Here is an 18,557-nt window from a genome sequence, read left to right as displayed (position 1 = left end):
TATAAGCTCATTATAACAACCAAGGTAGTCACAATATGGGCACCTAAAAAATTTTTCACTTATCTCCATTTAATGCATTGAAATAAACAACAATTTTTTGTGGAAAAATATTGTATTTCACACTAAAAAGCCTTAATGCAATAAATGTAAACGCACCAAAACCAACTTCCATAACGCCTGTTCATTTGGCATTAAGAAGTGGTCTTTCTTTTTTCACCCGGATGGATCTACTGGCAAGCTTTGTGATCTCCGGAGATGTCCATGCCAATTGGGCTTCCAATATTTTAAGTGATTTTAACGATGCCCGGTCAAAACTTCTCGGAGTTGAGTTTATCGGGACGTCCATTGCATCGGGCGGCAACGGAGCGTATAAACGTGCAGATACGGATAAAATTTTAGGATTGAACCAGCATATTAAGTTTTTTAACGATTATCGCGGATATGTGAGGTGCACTGTAACGCCGGAACAGTGGCGGGCAGATTACCGAGTTGTGCCTTATGTAACCATTCCTGGTGCGGATATGACGACGAGGGCATCGTTCGTTTATAAAAAATGTGCCGACGGATTGGTAGAAGTATCCACGGCTGAAGTGGCAGGCGGCCGCAAAAGGTCTTCTGAAACGGAGGAAGACCGGATACGCGCACACGAACGGGCCCATGAAATCCAAAATGGAACGGAAAAAAGAAAAGCAGCCGATTAAATAAAAGGGGGTGTTCTTATGTTTCAAAATGTCGGCATACCGGGATTAATTATTATTTTAATTATTACACTTATCATATTCGGGCCGTCCAAGCTACCCGAAATCGGCAGGGCCGTCGGAAATACATTAAAGGAATTCAAAAATTCGACAAAAGATTTGGTGCCTTCTGCTGAACAGGAGGAAAAAAAGCCGAAGAATATGTAAGTGTGCTTTAAAATGGGGTGATTGAATTGATGCCGTTAATGGGGCATCTGGAGGAATTACGAAAAAGGATTCTTTTGGTTGCTGCAGTTTTTGCCACTTTTTTCATTCTTGCCATGTGCTTTGTCCAAACGATTTACCGCTGGCTTCTTCGCGGTTTTGACGGCCATTTAGCGGTGCTGGGTCCCGGGGATATCACTGCATGATTGCCGGGGCCACAACAATCGGCCTGACAATACCTTTTGCCGCCTTCCAGATCTGGCAGATTGTAAAATCGGCTTTAACGCCAGAAGAGCACCGCAAAGCCTATTATTTATCCCGGCGTTGTTTATCTTTTTTGCGGGCGGCATTGCATTCGGCTATTTTCTCGTTTATCCCGCCATTTTTCATTTCCTGGTAAAATTATCAGGTCAACAGTTTGAACTGCTGTTTACTCCCGGGAATTATTTTAAATTTTTGCTGAAACTGACGGTTCCATTCGGGTTTTTATTTGAATTTCCGCTCATCATCATGTTTTTAACTTCCATTCATATCGTCACGGCACAGCAGTTAAGAAAAAGCAGAAAGGTATTGTACTTTATTCTCGTGACTGTTTCGGTTGTGCTGACGCCGCCAGATTTTATTTCTGATTTTCTTGTTTCGATCGTGCTGCTGGTACTTTTTGAACTGGGCGTGCTGCTATCCGCATATGCAGGCAGGAAAAAGCAGGTCGCCGCATCATAAAGAAAGCCCCGCTTGCAAATTGAAGCAGCGGGGTTTTGAGTGTTCTGTTACATACTCAACAATTCCCTGATCTCCTGCTCGCTCAGGCTATTCAGCATCGTTTCGCCCGGCTGGATGACTTTTTCGATCAATTCTTTCTTTTTCTGCTGGAGTTCGTAAATTTTTTCTTCGATCGTGCCGCGGGCCATCAGGCGGATAATCTGGACGACGTTTTTCTGGCCGATGCGGTGTGCGCGGCCGGCGGCTTGTTCTTCCACCGCCGGGTTCCACCATAAGTCATACAGTACAACGGTATCCGCGCCAGTCAGATTCAATCCGGTGCCGCCTGCCTTAAGCGAAATTAAAAATACATTTTTTTCTCCGCCGTTAAAACGGTCGGCCATTTCGACCCTGTCGCGCGACGGCGTCTGCCCGTCCAGATAGAAAGAATCAATGCCCTCTTCTTCAAGCCGCGCCCGGATCAGCTGCAGCATGCTGGAAAACTGTGAGAAAATCAGCAGACGCTTTCCGTTTTCGATCGCAGTTTGCGTCAGCTCGACCAGCTGCTCCAATTTTCCCGATTCGCCCCGATAATTTTCCACAAAAAGGGACGGGTGGCAGCACAATTGCCGCAGCCGGGTAAGCCCGGCCAAAATTTTGATCCGGTTCCGGTTAAAATCGCCTTCCGCAAGCGTTTTCTCCGTTTTCTGCCGGATCCTTTCCAAATAAGCCAAGTACAATTCTTTCTGCGGTTTTGTAAGTTCCGACAAATGGTTCGTCTCAATTTTATCCGGCAGCACTTTCAATACATCTTTTTTCACGCGGCGCAAAATGAACGGGCGCACCATGCGGGCAATCTTTTCCTGTTCCATTTTCCGGAACTCGGCCTGCGGCGGGAAAAAACCCGGCAGAACGGCCTGGAAAATGGACCACAGTTCATCTATCGAGTTTTCAATCGGTGTGCCGCTTAACGCAAACCTTTTGGCCGCCTGCACGCTCCGTACCGCCGCGGCTGTTTTCGTCGCATAGTTTTTAATCGCCTGCACCTCATCCAAAATCATCGTATCAAATTTGATTTTTTCATAGTTCTCAATATCTTGTCGAAGCGTCGGATAAGATGTAATCAGCACATCCGGCAACCCGCCATTTTCGAAAAACGCTTTACGCTCGGACGGCGTTCCGATCATAACTTCTGCTTTAAGGCCGGGCGCAAATTTTTCAATCTCACTCTTCCAGTTGTAAACGAGGGAAGCCGGCGCCACAACCAGAAACGGCGCCTCATCCGGGTTGGTCTCTTTTTCCGATAGAAGATAAGAAATGCTCTGCAACGTTTTTCCGAGCCCCATATCGTCTGCTAAAATGCCGCCGAGCCGGTAATGGGCAAGCGACTTAAACCACTGGAATCCCGTTACCTGGTAATCCCGCATTTTCGCCTTCAAGCCCTTAGGCAGTTCAAAATCCATATCTTCAGGGTTCTTCAGATGCTGTATAAGTTTCCGGAAAGCTTTCCCGAATTTCACGGCATGTTTATCCCTCGTTTTCATCAGCTCATCAACCTGCAGGCTGCGGTAGAGCGGAACTTTTAAGCTGCCATGGCGGAGCTCTCTGGACGGGATATTCAGTTCTCCGAGCAATTGCCCTATATGTTCAAATTCTTCACTTTCCAAGGAAACAAAAGCTCCGTTCGGCAGGCGGTAATACCGCTTTTTCTCCACAACGGACCGGAGCACATTCCGGATTTCCTCTTCATCAATCCCGTCCATGTCAAAATTGACTTCTAGAAAATTTCCGTCCGATTCAATATCCACCGATGTGACCGGCGTATACCGGTTCATTTGGAAATACGTTTTGATTCTGCCCGCGATATACACTTCGGCCGCTTCTTCGAGTTTCGGCAGAATATCAACAATAAATTCGTACAATGCTTCTTCATCGTCATCCAAATATAACTGTTTTCCGTTGTATTTCAGCGGAGACCGTTCAATGAGCGTCATGATTTCCTGCTCTTTTTCAAGGTCACGCAGTAAAATTACATCTTGATCCGATGCTTCTTTCCGGACAAACGGATCGATCACGCGGGTGCCGTAATGGTGTTCAATCCGCAATGTAATCCGGCCGTCTTCCTCGTCCATAAAAATTTTGGTATGGAGTTTCGGCTGCACCAACCGGCCTTGGATTGTATCTGCGATTTTCACTTTGCCGATGCGTTTCAGGCCCGGGAGAACATTAGATAGGAACGGGCTGAGCTGTTCTTTTTCAATTGCAACATCATCTCCGCCGCCAGCATTAAATTCCACCAGTTCTTTTAAAAGCCTGAGCTGCTCAGCGGCCGTTTCATAAAAGATCCCTTCATAAAACACGAGCCCGTACTCCCCAAATAAAATGATGTCTCCGAGGCTCTCAAGGTGAAGCGAAAATCCGTTTTGCCCCTCCGCCCCCTCGTCCAGCTCGAAAGAAAGCGGAAGTTCATTCGCTGGCCGGACAACAATCGGGCTGTACACATCAAGTCCGTCTTCAAACTTGCATTCCCGCCCCGAGAGCTTTTGCACCAGTTGTCTCGCCATAAACGGCGGGACGACAAGTTCCCTGTCCCGGTTCGGTGAATAGCGCCATTGATCAATGGAATACTCATATAATTGTTGGGTGGAAAACATCTCAAGCAGCATGTCCACAATTTCTTTGTCTTCTTTGGCAAAATAATATTCTTCAGGATCGTATGTGAATTTTTTTGTAAATTCATGCGGGAGTCCGCGGCCGACTTTCCCGAGGAAATCTTTCATGCTTCGGACCACATACGTCCGTTCGGGTCCGACTTTGATTTCAATCGTTAAATAGAAACGACGGTTTAAGTAAAATATCTGCGTCGGCTTTAAAATGTATTCCACACGCAGCTGCCTTTTGGCCGTACGTTGGCTCGTCTCCACCCGGATTTGTTGGAGGCCGGAGAAAATATCCATAAATTTTTCAGCCTTCTCCCGCTTCCGCATTTCCAGGAAATCCTCTATAACGGGCCAGCTATTTTCACGCTTATCCGCGATTGCGATCATGGCTGCAACTTCATGCTTGCATTCGCCGTATTGCAAAAAAGCCGGACAGCTGCATTCGGGATAAAACATGCCATCTTCAAAAGTAATACTGACATCATATGGCTCGCTTCCGTTTACGGTTGCAGTCCATCTGTCAAAAAGATCATCAAATTCCAAATTTTTCACACGGCCCTGCTGGTAATAAGACATGCCCCGGCGGTAAACAGCACTCGAGTGCATTCCTTTTATGTCCTGCATTGAAAGCGAAAATTCGTCCAACATCATTCATCCTATTCTCCAATTAATCCATAACTTTTATTATACATGATCCGTGATGCAAATACATTTTTGGCCTCAGGTTCAATCGTTTGTATGAGAGATTAAGTTATTTTAAAATAAAAGCGGATTATGACAAAAACGAGGAGGAGTCATCATGGTAAAAACATTTTCGCCCCGGAAAGCGCAGTATGAGATTGACCCCGTTTATCTAGAAAGATGGTCGCCGCGTTCGTTTTTGGAAAAAGAAGTACCGGAAGATGTGCTGATGAGCTTGTTTGAGGCGGCTCGTTGGGCGCCGTCCGCTTTCAACCACCAGCCGTGGCGTTTTATCATTGCCCGCACGAAGGAAGACAGGGAAAAATTTATGTCCTTCATCGGTGAATTTAACAAGACTTGGTGTAAGACCGTTCCCTCTTTTGCGCTCGTTATATCGAAAACGGAAAGCGATACCGGCCCGATCCGTTCGCATGCTTTTGATGCTGGCGCCGCATGGGGCTACCTGTCGCTCGAAGCGGTGAGAAAGGGGCTCGCAACCCATCCGATGACCGGTTTTGATTTTGAAAAGGCTCGTGAAGTTCTAAACATTCCGGAAGATTATGCAATCGACGCGCTCATTGCCATCGGCTACCAGGGGGAAAAAGATGCACTGCCGGTCGCATTGCAGGAAAGGGAAACCCCGTCCGATCGCAGGCCGGTGAAAGAATCGGTATTTGAAGGAAGCTTCGGGAAGACAATTAATTGATGCGGAAAGGGCGGCCTGTGCGCCGCCCCTTATTCCAGAACAGGCACTGTAAAAATTTCTTTTCCGTTAATGGAAGCACTGTGCAAAATAGAGACCGGAATCCGGTCATCTTTAAAATAAGTGCCCCTACTTTCGTACTTGCCGTTTTTTAATATATAAACGTCAATCACTTCATTGAACGGGTCCACGAGCCAGTATTCCCACACGCCGACTCTTTGATAGCGGTAAAATTTGTCCACGCGGTCTTTCTTAACAGTTGCAGGTGAAAGCACTTCCGCGATTAAATCAGGGACGCCCACGATCCTCGTTTCGCTGATTTTATAATGGGCGCTGACAATTGCCAGATCCGGCTGCACCCATTCTTTCACCTCATCAAGAGCGATAAAGCCGCTACATAAACAGACATCGACAGAATAGGAGAAAACCCGCAATGAGGAGCCCCTAAGCCGGGCCGCAAAAGCATTTTTGAGCCTTCTGGCGACTTCCTGATGACGTGGTTCGGGGGAAGATGGCATGATAAAAACCTGCCCGTTTATCACTTCAAAATGGTTATCTTTTCCTATGGACATATAATCTGCATACGTGAAATGGTCGTTCAATGCTGCCGTTGCCATAAGCCCACCACCTATTTAAAATCGATTGAAAACGATTACTCTCTATAGAGATTATACCATCCCTGCCAGCATCAGCTCCTTGACATATTATTGACAGTTTAGAACAAGTATTCAAATACTTGCTACCCTGATACCCGTATATTATTCAGCAAGCCATTCACTGATTTCCTGCGATTTCCCGCTGATTTTTTTATATTCCTTCGTTTCCGCCTATTTCTTTTCCAGAAGTAGTACAGAACGGTTCAGATCCCCCGGTGATTGAGATTTTTCTTAATTTGAGTATTATCTCGTATATTTAACGTTAAAAGTTGGATTTTCCCGATTTACGACACCGGGTCTGTTCACAAATGTGAAAAATATCACAAATTCTTGACAACCTTCAAAAGACTATTGTATCCCACTTGTAAATGTTGTATTCTAATAATGTGATATATGTGAAATGTTTCACAATATATTTATTAACATGATTTGGGACTTTTAAAATTCCTTATTTGAGGAGATGAGTAATCATGAAATGGTATCATGATTCTAAAATCAGTATCATTTGGGCAATTTTAAGAATTTGGCTCGGCATCCAATGGCTTGAAGCCGGCTTTCATAAACTAACAGGCGGTTTTGACGCTTCCGGATTTTTAAAAGACGCATTGGCGAAAACCGCGGGTGAAAATCCTGCTGTTCAGGGCTGGTATGCTTCGTTCATCAGCCATTTCGCTCTCCCAAATGTTGACGTATTTAATGTGCTTGTTCCTTGGGGCGAAATGTTGGTCGGCCTTGGCCTCATCTTAGGATTGGCCACCATTCCGGCTTTACTTGCAGGTGCATTTATGAACCTGAACTTTATGCTTGCCGGCACAACGAGTACGAACCCGATCCTTTACACCGTTGCAATGATTCTGTTGTTTACAGGCAGCGCTTCTTATGTCTGGGGTCTGGATCATCTCGCTGTACCTGCAGTAAAAAAATACTTCCAAAAACAGCATAAACCGCAACCGGGAAAAGGTGCCGCCCATTAAACAACTCCATCCTTTCAAGGCAAACATGTCCATGTTTGCCTTTTTTATTTGTGAAAACCCCCGTTTAAATGCGCCTGTACAGGGAAAAGTACGAACATATGACAATGAAAGGGATGTGGTGATGATATGGATAGAAAAAAACTTGCCATGGCAACTGTCGCTTTGGGTGTCGTTTATCTGATGAGAAATAAAAGATCACGCAGTAAATTAATGGCACAGCTTACAGACTTTGTTGCACCGAAAAAATAAAAAATTCCGGCTTCCCAAAATGGGAGCCGGAATTTTTTTGCCAATCATCAATCGGTTTTTCTCAAAAACGACGTGTGCTTCAAAGCATTTAAGTCCTTCGCCCCAATCCCGAACATCGCGATCTTCAGCTCAAGTTCCGTCTGCTCAAAAGTCCGGAGCAAAGCATCAACCGAATTGACCGCATCGTGCAATAGTTTTCTACCAAATCCCGCAAGGTCGGCCCCGAGTGCAATCGCTTTGGCTGCATCCACGCCGTTTTTCATGCCGCCGCTTGCCACCAAAGTACCCTCCACACCGAGGCTGCGCGCGCCGGTGATGCATTCCGCCGTCGGAATTCCCCAATCGGCGAAGGCTTCTGCCGCCGCCTTCTTCAGTGGATCCGACGTCAAATATTTTTCAACCTGACTCCATGATGTGCCGCCCGCACCGGCGACATCGACAAAGGAAACGCCAATGGAAAAAAGTTTATCTGCGAGCCGGCCGTTAATGCCCCAGCCGACTTCTTTGGCGCCGACCGGAACTTCAAGCTTGCTGCAAATTTCTCCAATTTTTACAAGCAAGTCTTTAAAATTCGTGTTCCCGCCCTGCTGGAACACTTCCTGCAGGCTGTTGAAATGCAAAATAAGCGCGTCGGCCCCTGTCAATTCAATGATTCGCCGGCATTCGTCCACGCCGTATCCGTAATTCAGCTGGACGGCACCGAGATTGGCAAGCACCGGAATATTCGGCGCCACATCTCGGACTTGGAAAGTATACGCCTGTTCCGGGCTTTCCAACGCTGCCCGGGTCGACCCTAAAGCAAACACCCAGCCTCTTTCCTCCGCCGCGGCGGCCAAATTGCGGTTAATACTGCGCGCCTGGGCCGTACCGCCGGTCATTGAACTGATCAAAAACGGCGCCTTCAGCTGCTTGCCGAGAAAAGCCGTTTCCGTGGATATCTCGGAAAAATCAAGTTCAGGCAGCGCCTGATGTTCAAAGCGGTATTTCTCAAAGCCAGTTGTCGTTTCTTTCCCGGCTACATTTTCTTCAAGCACCACACGGATATGTTCCGCTTTCCGCTTGGATATGGATGAATCTGCCATTTTCTTCACCTTCCCGCTTTTCTCGTGACGTACACCTGCTTATGCAGGGCAGTTTCAGTTTTCTCATTTTACCAAAAGCCGGGAATGAAAGGAAGAAAAACAGCTGTCTCTTTATTTCTGCACCATAATGGCGTCCACGAATTTTCTCGTGATCAGCTGCGGGCGCGTGATTGCTGAACCGACGACTACTGCAAATGCCCCGAGCCCAAACGCTTTTTGCGCGTCCATCGGCGTATTGATACGGCCTTCCGCAAACACAGGAATTGTGAGCGTTTCTGAAAGCTTCCGGAGCAGTTCAAAATCAGGCCCTTCCTGTTTTGGAGAATATGGGGTGTAGCCGGATAAAGTCGTCGAAAGGCAATCTGCGCCCAGTTCAGCCGCGTGCAAACCTTCTTCATATGTGGAAATATCGGCCATGACGGGCAGGCCTTTTTCATGGACATACCCGATCAATCCGGAAAGCTGTTCGCCGTTCGGGCGTACGCGGCCGGTCGCATCAAGCGCAATCATATCCGGCTTTACGCCGAGCAGTTCGTCGATCTCTTTTTTCGTCGGTGTAATATAAACTTCAGAGCCTTCATAATCCCTTTTTACAATGCCAATTACGGGCAACCCGGTTTCCGCCTTAATGGCCCGGATATCTTCGGCGCCATTTGCCCGGATGCCGGCCGCTCCGCCCTCTTTTGCAGCGAGTGCCATTTTGGACATGATGAACGGGCTGTGAAGCGGTTCATCCTCCAAAGCTTGGCAGGATACGATCAGCTTTCCTTTTACGTTGTCAAACATCCAAAGTCCTCCAATCGCAAGCCTAGTCCTCATCTTTTATGTCCAAATCTTCCGGTACCGGCTCGTTCAGCCATTCTTCCACAAGTTGCCTGTATTTTTCGAGCTGCTGCAAATACATATTAAACTGGTCACGGTTAATTAAATACTGCTCCCCGTCATGCACGGCGCGTATCCGCCTTTGCAGAATTAATTTTTCAATCGTTGATTCCGGCAAAGACAAATATTCCGCTGTTTCCTGAACGGTTAAATACATCGCAGGCACCTCGATTCATTAATTTTCCCCATACGCACGGCATACCTAACAATATCTATGTTCATTATATCACGCATGGAGGTGATGTTCTTCCATCCAATACACTTCCCGGATATTGATTTGCCGTCGGAGTTTACGCGCGGTGTCCCTTGAGATTTTTCCCCTTTCAAAAAGGGACTGGACAGCATTGCGCTCGGCTTGGAAGGCTTTTTCCTGCAGTTCCCTTTCCTGCCGGGTAAACTTTAGTGATGCTTCCATGTTTTTCGGCATGTTTAAATTACGGATAAACTTCCGGTATTCGCTGATGACAAGAAAAGAAATTTCCCTGTTCTCTTCTGTCACGCCGGATTTAATTGACTGGATGGCCGCTTCCGCCATTTCAATTTTGATTTTTTTCATTTTTAAATAACGGTTTTTGCGCTGTTTACGGAGTTTTTTCTTGTTGGGGTAAAGCATGTAAAGCAACCGTATGAAACCTTTTTGGAAGGTCACCCAAATATTCAAGAGCCGGAACTTCATTCGATTGGTAACGGCAATCTCCATGCGCCGGATATATTCAAGGAATAAAAAAGCCATTTCCCGGTCGATGCGTTTGGACTCGATCTGGGATTCAATATAATGCGTTTCCGCATCGAGCGCCTTCATCCTTATGTCCGTTTCAATCCGCTTAAATTTGGGCAAATCCATTTCGTTTTCCTCGATTTTCAGTTGATGGAGAATACTTTGATAGTCGGCAATGACCGCGGCCGCCGCTTCCCGGTTCTCATCATTGATTTGCTTGCGCACAGACTGGATGGCCGCTTCTTTGATAAAAATCGATGCATTTTTTTCCGCTTTCCTCTCCGACTGGTCCGTTTTTTCACTCTCCCGCCTCGCCAAAACCGGCAAAAGAACGCTTGCGATCAACAGCATCAGCAAAATGACGCCGGCGGCAATAAAAATTAGCAACGAACGTTCCGGAAACGGTTCCCCGTTTACAAGATAGTATGGAATGGAAAATGCACCGGCAAGCGTAACCGCCCCCCTCACCCCGGATACAGTGGTAATCATTGTATGCTTTACCGACGGCTTCGTCAAACGCTGCTTTTTGGACTTCCAGCCGAGCCACCACGAACCATACACCCAGAGAAACCGGAGCAGCAAAAGGGCTGCCGTCACCACGATGATATACGAAATCACTTTGCCGTTATCAAACTCCGGATTTTTCCAAATTTCACTCAAAACGCCCGGCATTTGCTGGCCCAGGAGTACAAAAACAAGCCCGTTTAAAATATAGGTCAAAACCGTCCAGGTGCTGCGCGACACAACTTGGTACGAAAAGTTCGGGGATTGTTCCCTTTCCCGTTCAATCGCATGCACCATTCCGCAGGCAACAACAGCCAAAATGCCGGAGACTTGCATATGTTCCGCCGCCAGATAAATAAAAAACGGGGTTAAAATTTGGATCAGCATATGGACCGTGACATCTTCCATCCCTAGTCGGCGGATCAAAACCCTGAACCGGATAATGAGATAAGCCAAAACTGAGCCGCCGAAAAAGCCGCCTATTGAGATAAGCAAAAAACTGCCGCTTGCCTCGGCAAGTGAAAACGACCCGGTGACCGCGGCGGCGACCGCAAATTTAAATGCAACAAGGCTGGATGCATCGTTCAGGAGCCCTTCGCCCTGCAGCAGATGCATGATGACGCGGGGGACTTTTACACGTTCAGAAATGGCGCTGACCGCTACAACATCGGTAGGAGATAAAATCGCTGCCAAAGCAAAAGCTGCCGCCAATGGAATGGAAGGAATCAGCAGGTGCGTCACGTAACCGACCACAAATACGGTCACAAATACAAGCCCGAGCGCAAGCAGCAAAATCGGCCACCGCAGTTTCCACATTGCTTCTCGCGATACGTTTCTGCCGTCGTAAAAAAGCAGCGGGGCAATAAACAAAACGAAAAACAAATCCGGCTCCAGCGGAATATGGGCCCCGACAGGAACGGCGGCAAAAGCGAGCCCCAGCACAATTTGAATTAACGGCACCGGAATAAAGGGCATAAAGTGGTTCAGTATATCGGAAATTCCAACCAGCAATAGCAAAATCAGCAAAATTAGAAACATGTCCATTTGGAAAATTTCTCCTTATTTCTCTGAATCAAGACAGCTAATAAAACTATACCCAAATCTCGGTTGGATTAATGAAGCAAAGGACCGCCAAACGATCAATTTTTAGAGATTGTTGAAAAAATTATGATGTATTTATGTTATCGCGAATCCGCCGGTGCTTCAATGCTTTTCGCGCCAAACCCGGAAAAAGGGAATGCAGGAGGCAGGGTAAACGGATTGAGGTTCAAAATACATCGGACGGGAGGAAAGGCAAAACAAAGATCGATCCGTCCCGTTTTGTCCTTCATGGTGCCGATGAAAGACAAAAACCACAATCTGCCCGGCTCATTTTGTCCTTCATGGCACCGGTGAAAGACAAATCCCTTCACAATGGCGGCAAAAGTACCAGCCGTAGTTTAATCCGTAAAAAAGAAGGCCGCCCAAAGCCGTATTGCCGGCTTACGGGACAGCCCCCCTATCGTCAATATTACATATTTTTTTGTGCAACCGGCCGTTTCCAAATGCCGAGAATCAAGCCGGCAACCACTGCACCGATGATAATCGAAACAAGGAACAACAGTGCATGGTTGGCAAGGAAAACAACGAAGATGCCGCCGTGCGGAGCAGGCACGTTAATATGCCAGAATTGTGTCAAACCGCCGGCAACCGCAGACCCGATGATACTCGAACCGATGACGCGCAACGGGTCGGATGCCGCAAACGGAATTGCGCCTTCAGTGATAAAGGAAAGACCGAGCACATAGTTTGTAAGGCCTGCTTCTTTTTCCTGTTCGGTAAACTTATTTTTAAAGAACGTAGTCGCAAGGGCGATTGCAAGCGGAGGAACCATACCGCCGGCCATAACCGCAGCCATCATAAGGCCGTTCGTGTTTCCGCTTGACGTGAATACACCAATTGCAAACGTATAGGCCGCTTTGTTGAACGGGCCGCCCATGTCGATCGCCATCATGCCGCCGAGAACAAGTCCCAAAAGCACCGCATTACCTGTGCCTAAGTGGTTCAATCCGCCAATTAAGCCTGTGTTGATCCATTTAAAGATCGGGTCAAAAATATAGTACATCAATCCACCGGTAATCAATAAGCCGAAAACCGGGAAAAACAAAATCGGTTTTAAGCCGTTAAGCGTTTGAGGAAGGCCGGCAAAAGCCTTTTTCAAAAATACAATGACATACCCTGCAAGGAAACCGGCTGCCAGGCCGCCAAGGAAACCGGCATTTGAACTTGCTGCGAGGTAACCGCCGACCATACCAGGCATTAATGCAGGGCGGTCGCCGATGCTCGAAGCGATAAATCCGGCCAAGATCGCAATCAGGAAGTGGAATGCCCCTGTATCGCCACCTGCAATCGCACTCAGCATTTTAAAAATCGAGCTGTTTGCGCCGGCCGTTCTTTCAAACAGGAACGAAATCGCGAGCAAAATCCCGCCGCCGACAACAAATGGCAGCATGTGCGAAATCCCGTTCATCAAATCTTTGTAAATTTTTCCCCAAACGGATGTTTTTTCCGCTGGCTCATCATCATTGCTGCTGGCCGGGCTGTCCGCATGATAGACAGGTGCACGCTGCTTCAATACCTTATTGATCAAATCTTCCGGCTTCCGGATCGCATCACTGACCGGCGTTTGCAGCACGCGTTTACCGTCAAAGCGCGCCATCTCAACTTTCTTGTCGGCAGCAACTATAACGCCGACTGCGCGTTCGATTTCATCTTTTGTGAGGCCGTGCTTTACACCTTCCGAACCGTTCGTTTCAACACGGATCGGAATCCCCATTTCTTCCGCTTTTTTCTTCAGGGAATCTTCCGCCATATACGTATGGGCAATCCCGGTCGGGCAGGCAGTAACCGCAACAATGAATTTCTCATCGGATCCGGCGCTTGTACCGGCTGCCGGCGCTTCTTCCTGCGCTTCTTTTGCTTCTTTTTCAGCCTGTTTGTCGTCAAACAGTTTCGCCACTTCAGCAGGAGTTTCCGCCTGTTTCAACTGGTTGACAAACTCCTGGTCAATGAGCAACCTCGATAATGCCGCCAGGGTTTGCAAGTGCGTATCCGCAGCATCTGCCGGGGCCGCAATCATGAAGAACAAGTATGACGGCTGGCCGTCCAAAGCTTCGTAATCAACGCCCTTTTTGCTGCGCCCGAATACGACTGTCGCTTTGTTGACCGCTTTTGTTTTGGCATGCGGCATGGCGATCCCGTCGCCGATCCCTGTGCTCGACTCCTGTTCGCGTTTTAAAATCATTTCTTTAAAAAGAACCGGGTCATTGATGCGGCCGCTCTTTGACAGACTCTCGATCAGTTCATCAATGGCTTCCTCTTTCGTTGTCGCTTGCATATCCATAACCATGGTCTCTTGAACCATCAAATCAGTTATTTTCATCCCACTCACTCCTTTTCTTTCAAATACAACAACAATACCTCTTCCCATAGTGGCCAAACAAACGATGAAGTGGAATACTTGTGATCTATGTTTAAGATGGATATTGTTACTTTTCTTCATGCACAGTCTTTTTCATTTCCGGGGGAAAATAGCTGCTTTGCATTCATTCGCTGTCTTCGCGGGTGATCACCTTCGTTTTGTTTAAAATGGTTGATTTTACCGCATCCGGCAGTTCTTCAGTAATGATAGCGGCTTCTGAAATATCAAACATTTTGCAAAAGGCCACCTCTTGGAATTTGCTGCTGTCTGCAAGCACAAAAGATTGTTCGGAAAGTTCTTTTGCGCGCCGCTTAATCAGCGCTTCTTCCGGATCCGGCGTCGTAAAGCCCATTTCGGGATCCACGCCATTTGCACCCAAAAACGCTTTATCAAACCGGAAGCCGTTCAATGTCTGCATCGCGACACTACCGATAACCGCCCTTGTCGTTCGCTTCATCATCCCGCCGAGGAGATACGACAGTATTCCTTTCTCCACAAGCGCTTCTACATGCGGAAGTCCGTTGGTGACAACGATTACATTCCTTGCCTCTATATAAGAGATCATCTCTAGCGTAGTCGTTCCGGCGTCCAGATAAATGCAGTCATTGTCTTTGACCATTTTTGCTGCCAATTGGGCAATGATCCTTTTTTGTTGAACGTTTTTGAGCGTTTTTGTATCCATATCCGGTTCCTCACTCCGACGTTGCAAAAGGGAAGCGCCGCCATGGACGCGCCTGAGCAAATTCATTGCTTCAAGATCCTGCAAATCGCGCCTGACAGTTGATTCTGAAGCATTCAACAGGTTCACCAAATCCTGGACTTTTACAATATGCTTTTTTTGCAAATACCGCAAAATGATTTGATGCCGCTCTTCTGCTAACATGTTTTATTCCTCCGTCTGATGATATTTTATCACAAACGATTTCATAATCAACCGTTTTCAATCAAAAAATATCATTTTTCATCAAAACCGATCAAAATTTTGTCACATTTAATCGAATCAACCTTATTTTAACCGCTCTTCTTCTTTTTTTGAACGTTTTTGAATCATTCAAGCATATTTACGAATAATTTGTGAGCGTTTCCAAAAAAACGTTTTCTTTTGGTAAATATGCGGTAAGATAGAGTTATATTTGTTAAGTTTTTCACATACATAATGAGGAATGGCCATGACGAAAATGATTATCTCGCCAAGCAAGTATATTCAAGGACCCGGCGAACTGTCCAAGCTTTCGGAATACTCCGGCCGGCTCGGAAAACACGCATTTATCATAGCAGATGAATTTGTAACAGGCCTTGTTGGCAAAACAATCGAAGACAGCTATGCCGGCAAAGAAACAAGCTATACGATGGAAAAATTCGACGGCGAATGTTCTAAACAGGAAATTGAAAGGCTGCGTACCGCCTGCAAAGCCGCAGAAGCCGATGTGGTTGTCGGAATCGGCGGAGGGAAAACGCTGGATACCGCAAAAGCAATCGGATACTTTAACGAAATCCCTGTTATTGTCGCACCGACCATTGCTTCAACCGATGCCCCGACAAGCGCACTTTCCGTCATTTATAAAGAAAACGGCGAGTTTGACGAATATCTCATGCTGCCGTTCAACCCAACTTTTGTCATCACGGATACGAAAATCATTACTTCGGCACCTGCCCGCCTAATTGTTTCCGGCATGGGCGACGCGCTTGCAACCTACTTTGAAGCGCGCGCGACAAAACGGGCAAACAAAACGGCGATGGCCGGCGGGCATGTCACGGAAGCCGCCGTTGCCCTTGCGAAACTTTGCTACGACACACTCATTGCAGAAGGACTGAAAGCAAAACTAGCGGCCAAAAACCACCTCGTTACCGAATCGGTGGAAAAAATTATTGAAGCGAATACCTATTTGAGCGGGATCGGTTTTGAAAGCGGCGGCCTGGCTGCGGCATACGCCATCCATAACGGGTTGACCGTATTGGAAGAAACGCATCATATGTACCATGGCGAAAAAGTCGCATTCGGCACCCTCGTCCAGCTGATTTTGGAAGATGCCCCGGAAGAAGAAATTGAAGTGGTCGTTTCTTTCTGCCTGAGCATCGGTCTTCCGGTTACGCTCGCCGATTTGGGCGTTAAGGAAATCAATGAAGAAAAACTGCGGAAAGCGGCTGAACTTTCCTGCGCGGAAGGGGGAACCATTTACAATATGCCGTTTGAAATCACCCCTGAGCTTGTCTACGCTGCTATTGTCACGGCCGATTCAGTCGGGCGGTATTATAAAGAAAAATTGGGTTGATTAAAATCAAAAGCAGAAGGCGGGGCTGCCTTCTGCTTTTGATCAAATTGCAGTTGCGCAAATCTTTTCTTCCAACTCTTTCTTCTCTGCAGGCGAAAGCAAGTTTTCCGCCATCGGGAACAGAACGTTTTCTTCTTTAAAGAAGTGGCTTGTGAGCATTTCGTACATTTGCTGGATATAGGAAGCGAGCACGTCAGCCTGCTCTTCGTCGATCGTTTTTGTGCTGTTCAAGAAAATTTCGATGTATTTTTCCGCTTCATCATGCTCATATTCCATCACAGCGATCGGCCCGCTGTCCCTGCCGATATAGCGCGCCATCATCGTAAACAAAACATTTTCTTCCCTTTCGGAATGATGTTTCAACCGTGCGGAAAAAGCTTCTGTATCTTTTCGAAACTGCGACAATGCTTCCGTTATATTTTCAACTTCACCGTTGTGGATCTGCCCCGCTGCTTCATTCAACGCGCGTTTTAATTCGCTTAAATGTACATGCTCATTTTTTAGCTGTTTGAGGCCTGCACACCATTCGATATCTGCCTCGCCATGCATCATTGCGCAATGCGGCATTTCCATTTTCAATTCCCTCTTTCCTCAAGATTTCTTTTTATTTTACTCAAAGAAAAAGGAATATGGTGTGATTCAGATCATAGTTCCGAAATTTGCTTTTTTTCGCCACTCGGTAATATGCAAATGGATTTTGCTGGTTTAGCATTTGCCCGTTTTGTCTAAACTTTTTGAACCGGACCTCAGTTATCATCCACAATAAAAATATATCGTTATATTGAAGGGATAAGAGAAGGAAAAAGATTTGTCTCAGTTATAAAAGAAAAAGCTTATTTAAAATCTTGCATATATAATTGATTTAAAGACCATTTGCTCAGGGTTTTCCCTTAAAACAAGGGGTTCCCAAAGTTAGTGACAGGCTTTTAAGAGCATCACCCTTCCATCACGACAGTACCAATTTTTCGATCGCGTAGGCAACGCCGTTTTCGTTGTTTGTGCGGGTCTCAAAATCAGCGATGGCTTTCACTTTTGGAACCGCATTGCCCATCGCAACGCCACAGCCCGCGTATTCAATCATCGTTAAGTCATTTTCATTGTCGCCGATGCAGATCACTTCTTCGCGGCGGATGCCAAGGTGTTCGGCAAGCAGTTTGACGGCATTGCCTTTGCTCACTTCTTTATGGAGGATTTCATAATAAAATGGCATGCTCCTCACCATTGTGTACTGATCGCGCACCCAGCCCGGGATCGCTTCAATCGTACGGCTCAGTTTTTCCGGCTCATCAATAAACATGACTTTTGGAATCACAATGTCATGCGGAAATTCATCCAATGTCCGGTAGTGCAGCGGCACCTGGGTCAAATAGGATTCCACAACCGTATATGGGCTGATATCGCGGTTTGGTGTATATAAATACTCGGGATCGAAGAAATGCATCGGCGTTTTCAATTCCAGGCTGAGCGCATACAGCCGCACCAAATCTTCATAACCGATCGACTGCTCCGCAACAACCTCGTTCGTATGGGTGTTTTGCACAAGTGCACCGTTGTAGGCGATGACATAATCATCTTCTTCATTCAGCGTTAAATCTTCAAGAAAACGGCGGACACCCCCGATCGGCCGCCCGGTGCAAAGCACAATTTTCACCCCTTGTTTTTTCGCGTTATGTAAAGCCTCCCGCACTTCATGCGTTACTTCATGCTGGTCATTTAAAAGCGTTCCGTCCATGTCAATCGCAATCAATTTATACATATTTTTCTGCTCCTTGCATCCGAAAAATTTTTCACATGCTTTCATGATAATATATTAAGCCGAATAAATCTATTTTTGTAATAGATTTCACAAATAACTGGAGCAAAAATGCAGGGAACATCCCTGCCCCCTGCATGGGATCCTTATACAATATTCAAGTGCCAATGGCGGTGGCCGCAATCGCTTCAATAAACTGCCGTGAAAATTGTTCCATATCACCGCCTGTTACCACACACAGCTGGTTCAGTCGATTCGCTTCTTTCAAAAAATACCGTACCGCCGTGCACACACCGATCGGTTTACATTGCATAAAGCTGCCGAAGTAAATAAGGCTGCTTCTTTCTCAAATGCAGGG

At 46.6% G+C, this 18,557-nt stretch carries 15 protein-coding genes and 2 pseudogenes; 7 read left to right on the top strand and 10 right to left on the bottom strand.

What is annotated here, in order from left to right:
- Window positions 1–242 precede the first annotated feature (242 nt).
- From GBH70_RS09670 to tatC, 3 genes and pseudogenes are all read left to right on the top strand, one after another.
- Window positions 243–701: pseudogene (locus tag GBH70_RS09670) on the top strand (alkaline phosphatase D family protein); the annotation flags it as partial.
- An 18-nt stretch (window positions 702–719) separates the two neighbouring features.
- Complete coding sequence (gene tatA / locus GBH70_RS09665) at window positions 720–905, top strand: twin-arginine translocase TatA/TatE family subunit (RefSeq protein WP_151680847.1); 186 nt, start codon at window positions 720–722, stop codon at window positions 903–905.
- Between the two features lie 29 nt (window positions 906–934).
- Window positions 935–1,625, top strand: a pseudogene (gene tatC, locus GBH70_RS09660) (twin-arginine translocase subunit TatC).
- Window positions 1,626–1,672: 47 nt separating this feature from the next.
- Here the strand turns inward: tatC and GBH70_RS09655 are convergent.
- Window positions 1,673–4,915: a DEAD/DEAH box helicase gene (locus GBH70_RS09655; protein ID WP_371862195.1), complete on the bottom strand. Its 3,243-nt coding sequence runs from the start codon at window positions 4,913–4,915 to the stop codon at window positions 1,673–1,675.
- Window positions 4,916–5,063: 148 nt separating this feature from the next.
- Between GBH70_RS09655 and GBH70_RS09650 the strand changes: the two genes are divergently transcribed.
- Window positions 5,064–5,651: a nitroreductase family protein gene (locus GBH70_RS09650; RefSeq protein WP_151680846.1), complete on the top strand. Its 588-nt coding sequence runs from the start codon at window positions 5,064–5,066 to the stop codon at window positions 5,649–5,651.
- Between the two features lie 29 nt (window positions 5,652–5,680).
- Here the strand turns inward: GBH70_RS09650 and GBH70_RS09645 are convergent, their stop codons facing one another.
- Window positions 5,681–6,265, bottom strand: a complete 585-nt coding sequence (locus GBH70_RS09645; RefSeq protein ID WP_151680845.1) for a Uma2 family endonuclease — start codon at window positions 6,263–6,265, stop codon at window positions 5,681–5,683.
- Window positions 6,266–6,774: 509 nt separating this feature from the next.
- Here GBH70_RS09645 and GBH70_RS09640 point away from each other — a divergent pair.
- Entirely contained in the window at window positions 6,775–7,278 is a 504-nt protein-coding gene (locus tag GBH70_RS09640; RefSeq protein WP_151680844.1) for a DoxX family membrane protein, read from the top strand.
- Window positions 7,279–7,404: 126 nt separating this feature from the next.
- On the top strand, window positions 7,405–7,527 hold the full coding sequence (locus GBH70_RS17505; RefSeq protein WP_259370065.1) for a hypothetical protein: 123 nt from the start codon (window positions 7,405–7,407) through the stop codon (window positions 7,525–7,527).
- 47 nt (window positions 7,528–7,574) lie between these two features.
- On the opposite strand, the gene fni is transcribed toward GBH70_RS17505, so the two are convergent.
- The 6 genes from fni to GBH70_RS09610 form a co-directional block, all read right to left on the bottom strand.
- Entirely contained in the window at window positions 7,575–8,609 is a 1,035-nt protein-coding gene (gene fni, locus GBH70_RS09635) for a type 2 isopentenyl-diphosphate Delta-isomerase (protein WP_151680843.1), read from the bottom strand.
- A 111-nt stretch (window positions 8,610–8,720) separates the two neighbouring features.
- Entirely contained in the window at window positions 8,721–9,395 is a 675-nt protein-coding gene (locus GBH70_RS09630; protein WP_151680842.1) for an N-acetylmannosamine-6-phosphate 2-epimerase, read from the bottom strand.
- Between the two features lie 22 nt (window positions 9,396–9,417).
- Window positions 9,418–9,648, bottom strand: coding sequence for an excisionase family DNA-binding protein (locus tag GBH70_RS09625; protein ID WP_151680841.1), 231 nt, complete (start codon window positions 9,646–9,648; stop codon window positions 9,418–9,420).
- A 69-nt stretch (window positions 9,649–9,717) separates the two neighbouring features.
- The gene (locus tag GBH70_RS09620; protein ID WP_151680840.1) at window positions 9,718–11,757 is read right to left on the bottom strand and encodes a Na+/H+ antiporter; all 2,040 of its coding nucleotides are present in this window, start codon (window positions 11,755–11,757) and stop codon (window positions 9,718–9,720) included.
- A gap of 466 nt (window positions 11,758–12,223) precedes the next feature.
- A complete protein-coding gene (locus GBH70_RS09615; RefSeq protein WP_151680839.1) occupies window positions 12,224–14,134 on the bottom strand; it encodes a PTS fructose transporter subunit IIABC in 1,911 nt (636 codons plus the stop codon).
- 163 nt (window positions 14,135–14,297) lie between these two features.
- Window positions 14,298–15,056 carry a DeoR/GlpR family DNA-binding transcription regulator gene (locus GBH70_RS09610; protein WP_151680838.1) on the bottom strand — a complete coding sequence of 253 codons (759 nt, stop codon included), beginning with the start codon at window positions 15,054–15,056 and terminating at the stop codon, window positions 14,298–14,300.
- 286 nt (window positions 15,057–15,342) lie between these two features.
- Here GBH70_RS09610 and GBH70_RS09605 point away from each other — a divergent pair, with 286 nt between their 5' ends.
- Window positions 15,343–16,446: a glycerol dehydrogenase gene (locus GBH70_RS09605; RefSeq protein ID WP_151680837.1), complete on the top strand. Its 1,104-nt coding sequence runs from the start codon at window positions 15,343–15,345 to the stop codon at window positions 16,444–16,446.
- 42 nt (window positions 16,447–16,488) lie between these two features.
- Here the strand turns inward: GBH70_RS09605 and GBH70_RS09600 are convergent, their stop codons facing one another.
- Window positions 16,489–17,019, bottom strand: coding sequence for a hemerythrin domain-containing protein (locus GBH70_RS09600; RefSeq protein WP_151680836.1), 531 nt, complete (start codon window positions 17,017–17,019; stop codon window positions 16,489–16,491).
- A gap of 373 nt (window positions 17,020–17,392) precedes the next feature.
- Window positions 17,393–18,202 (bottom strand): sugar-phosphatase, encoded by an 810-nt coding sequence (gene yidA / locus GBH70_RS09595; protein WP_151680835.1) that lies wholly within the window; start codon window positions 18,200–18,202, stop codon window positions 17,393–17,395.
- Window positions 18,203–18,557 lie beyond the last annotated feature (355 nt).

Origin of the sequence: Weizmannia acidilactici (assembly GCF_008974225.1) — a bacterium.
GTDB lineage: Bacteria > Bacillota > Bacilli > Bacillales > Bacillaceae_C > Weizmannia > Weizmannia acidilactici.
The sequence above is the reverse complement of the archived record's forward strand: the minus strand, read 5'-3'. Positions and strand labels throughout refer to the sequence as shown.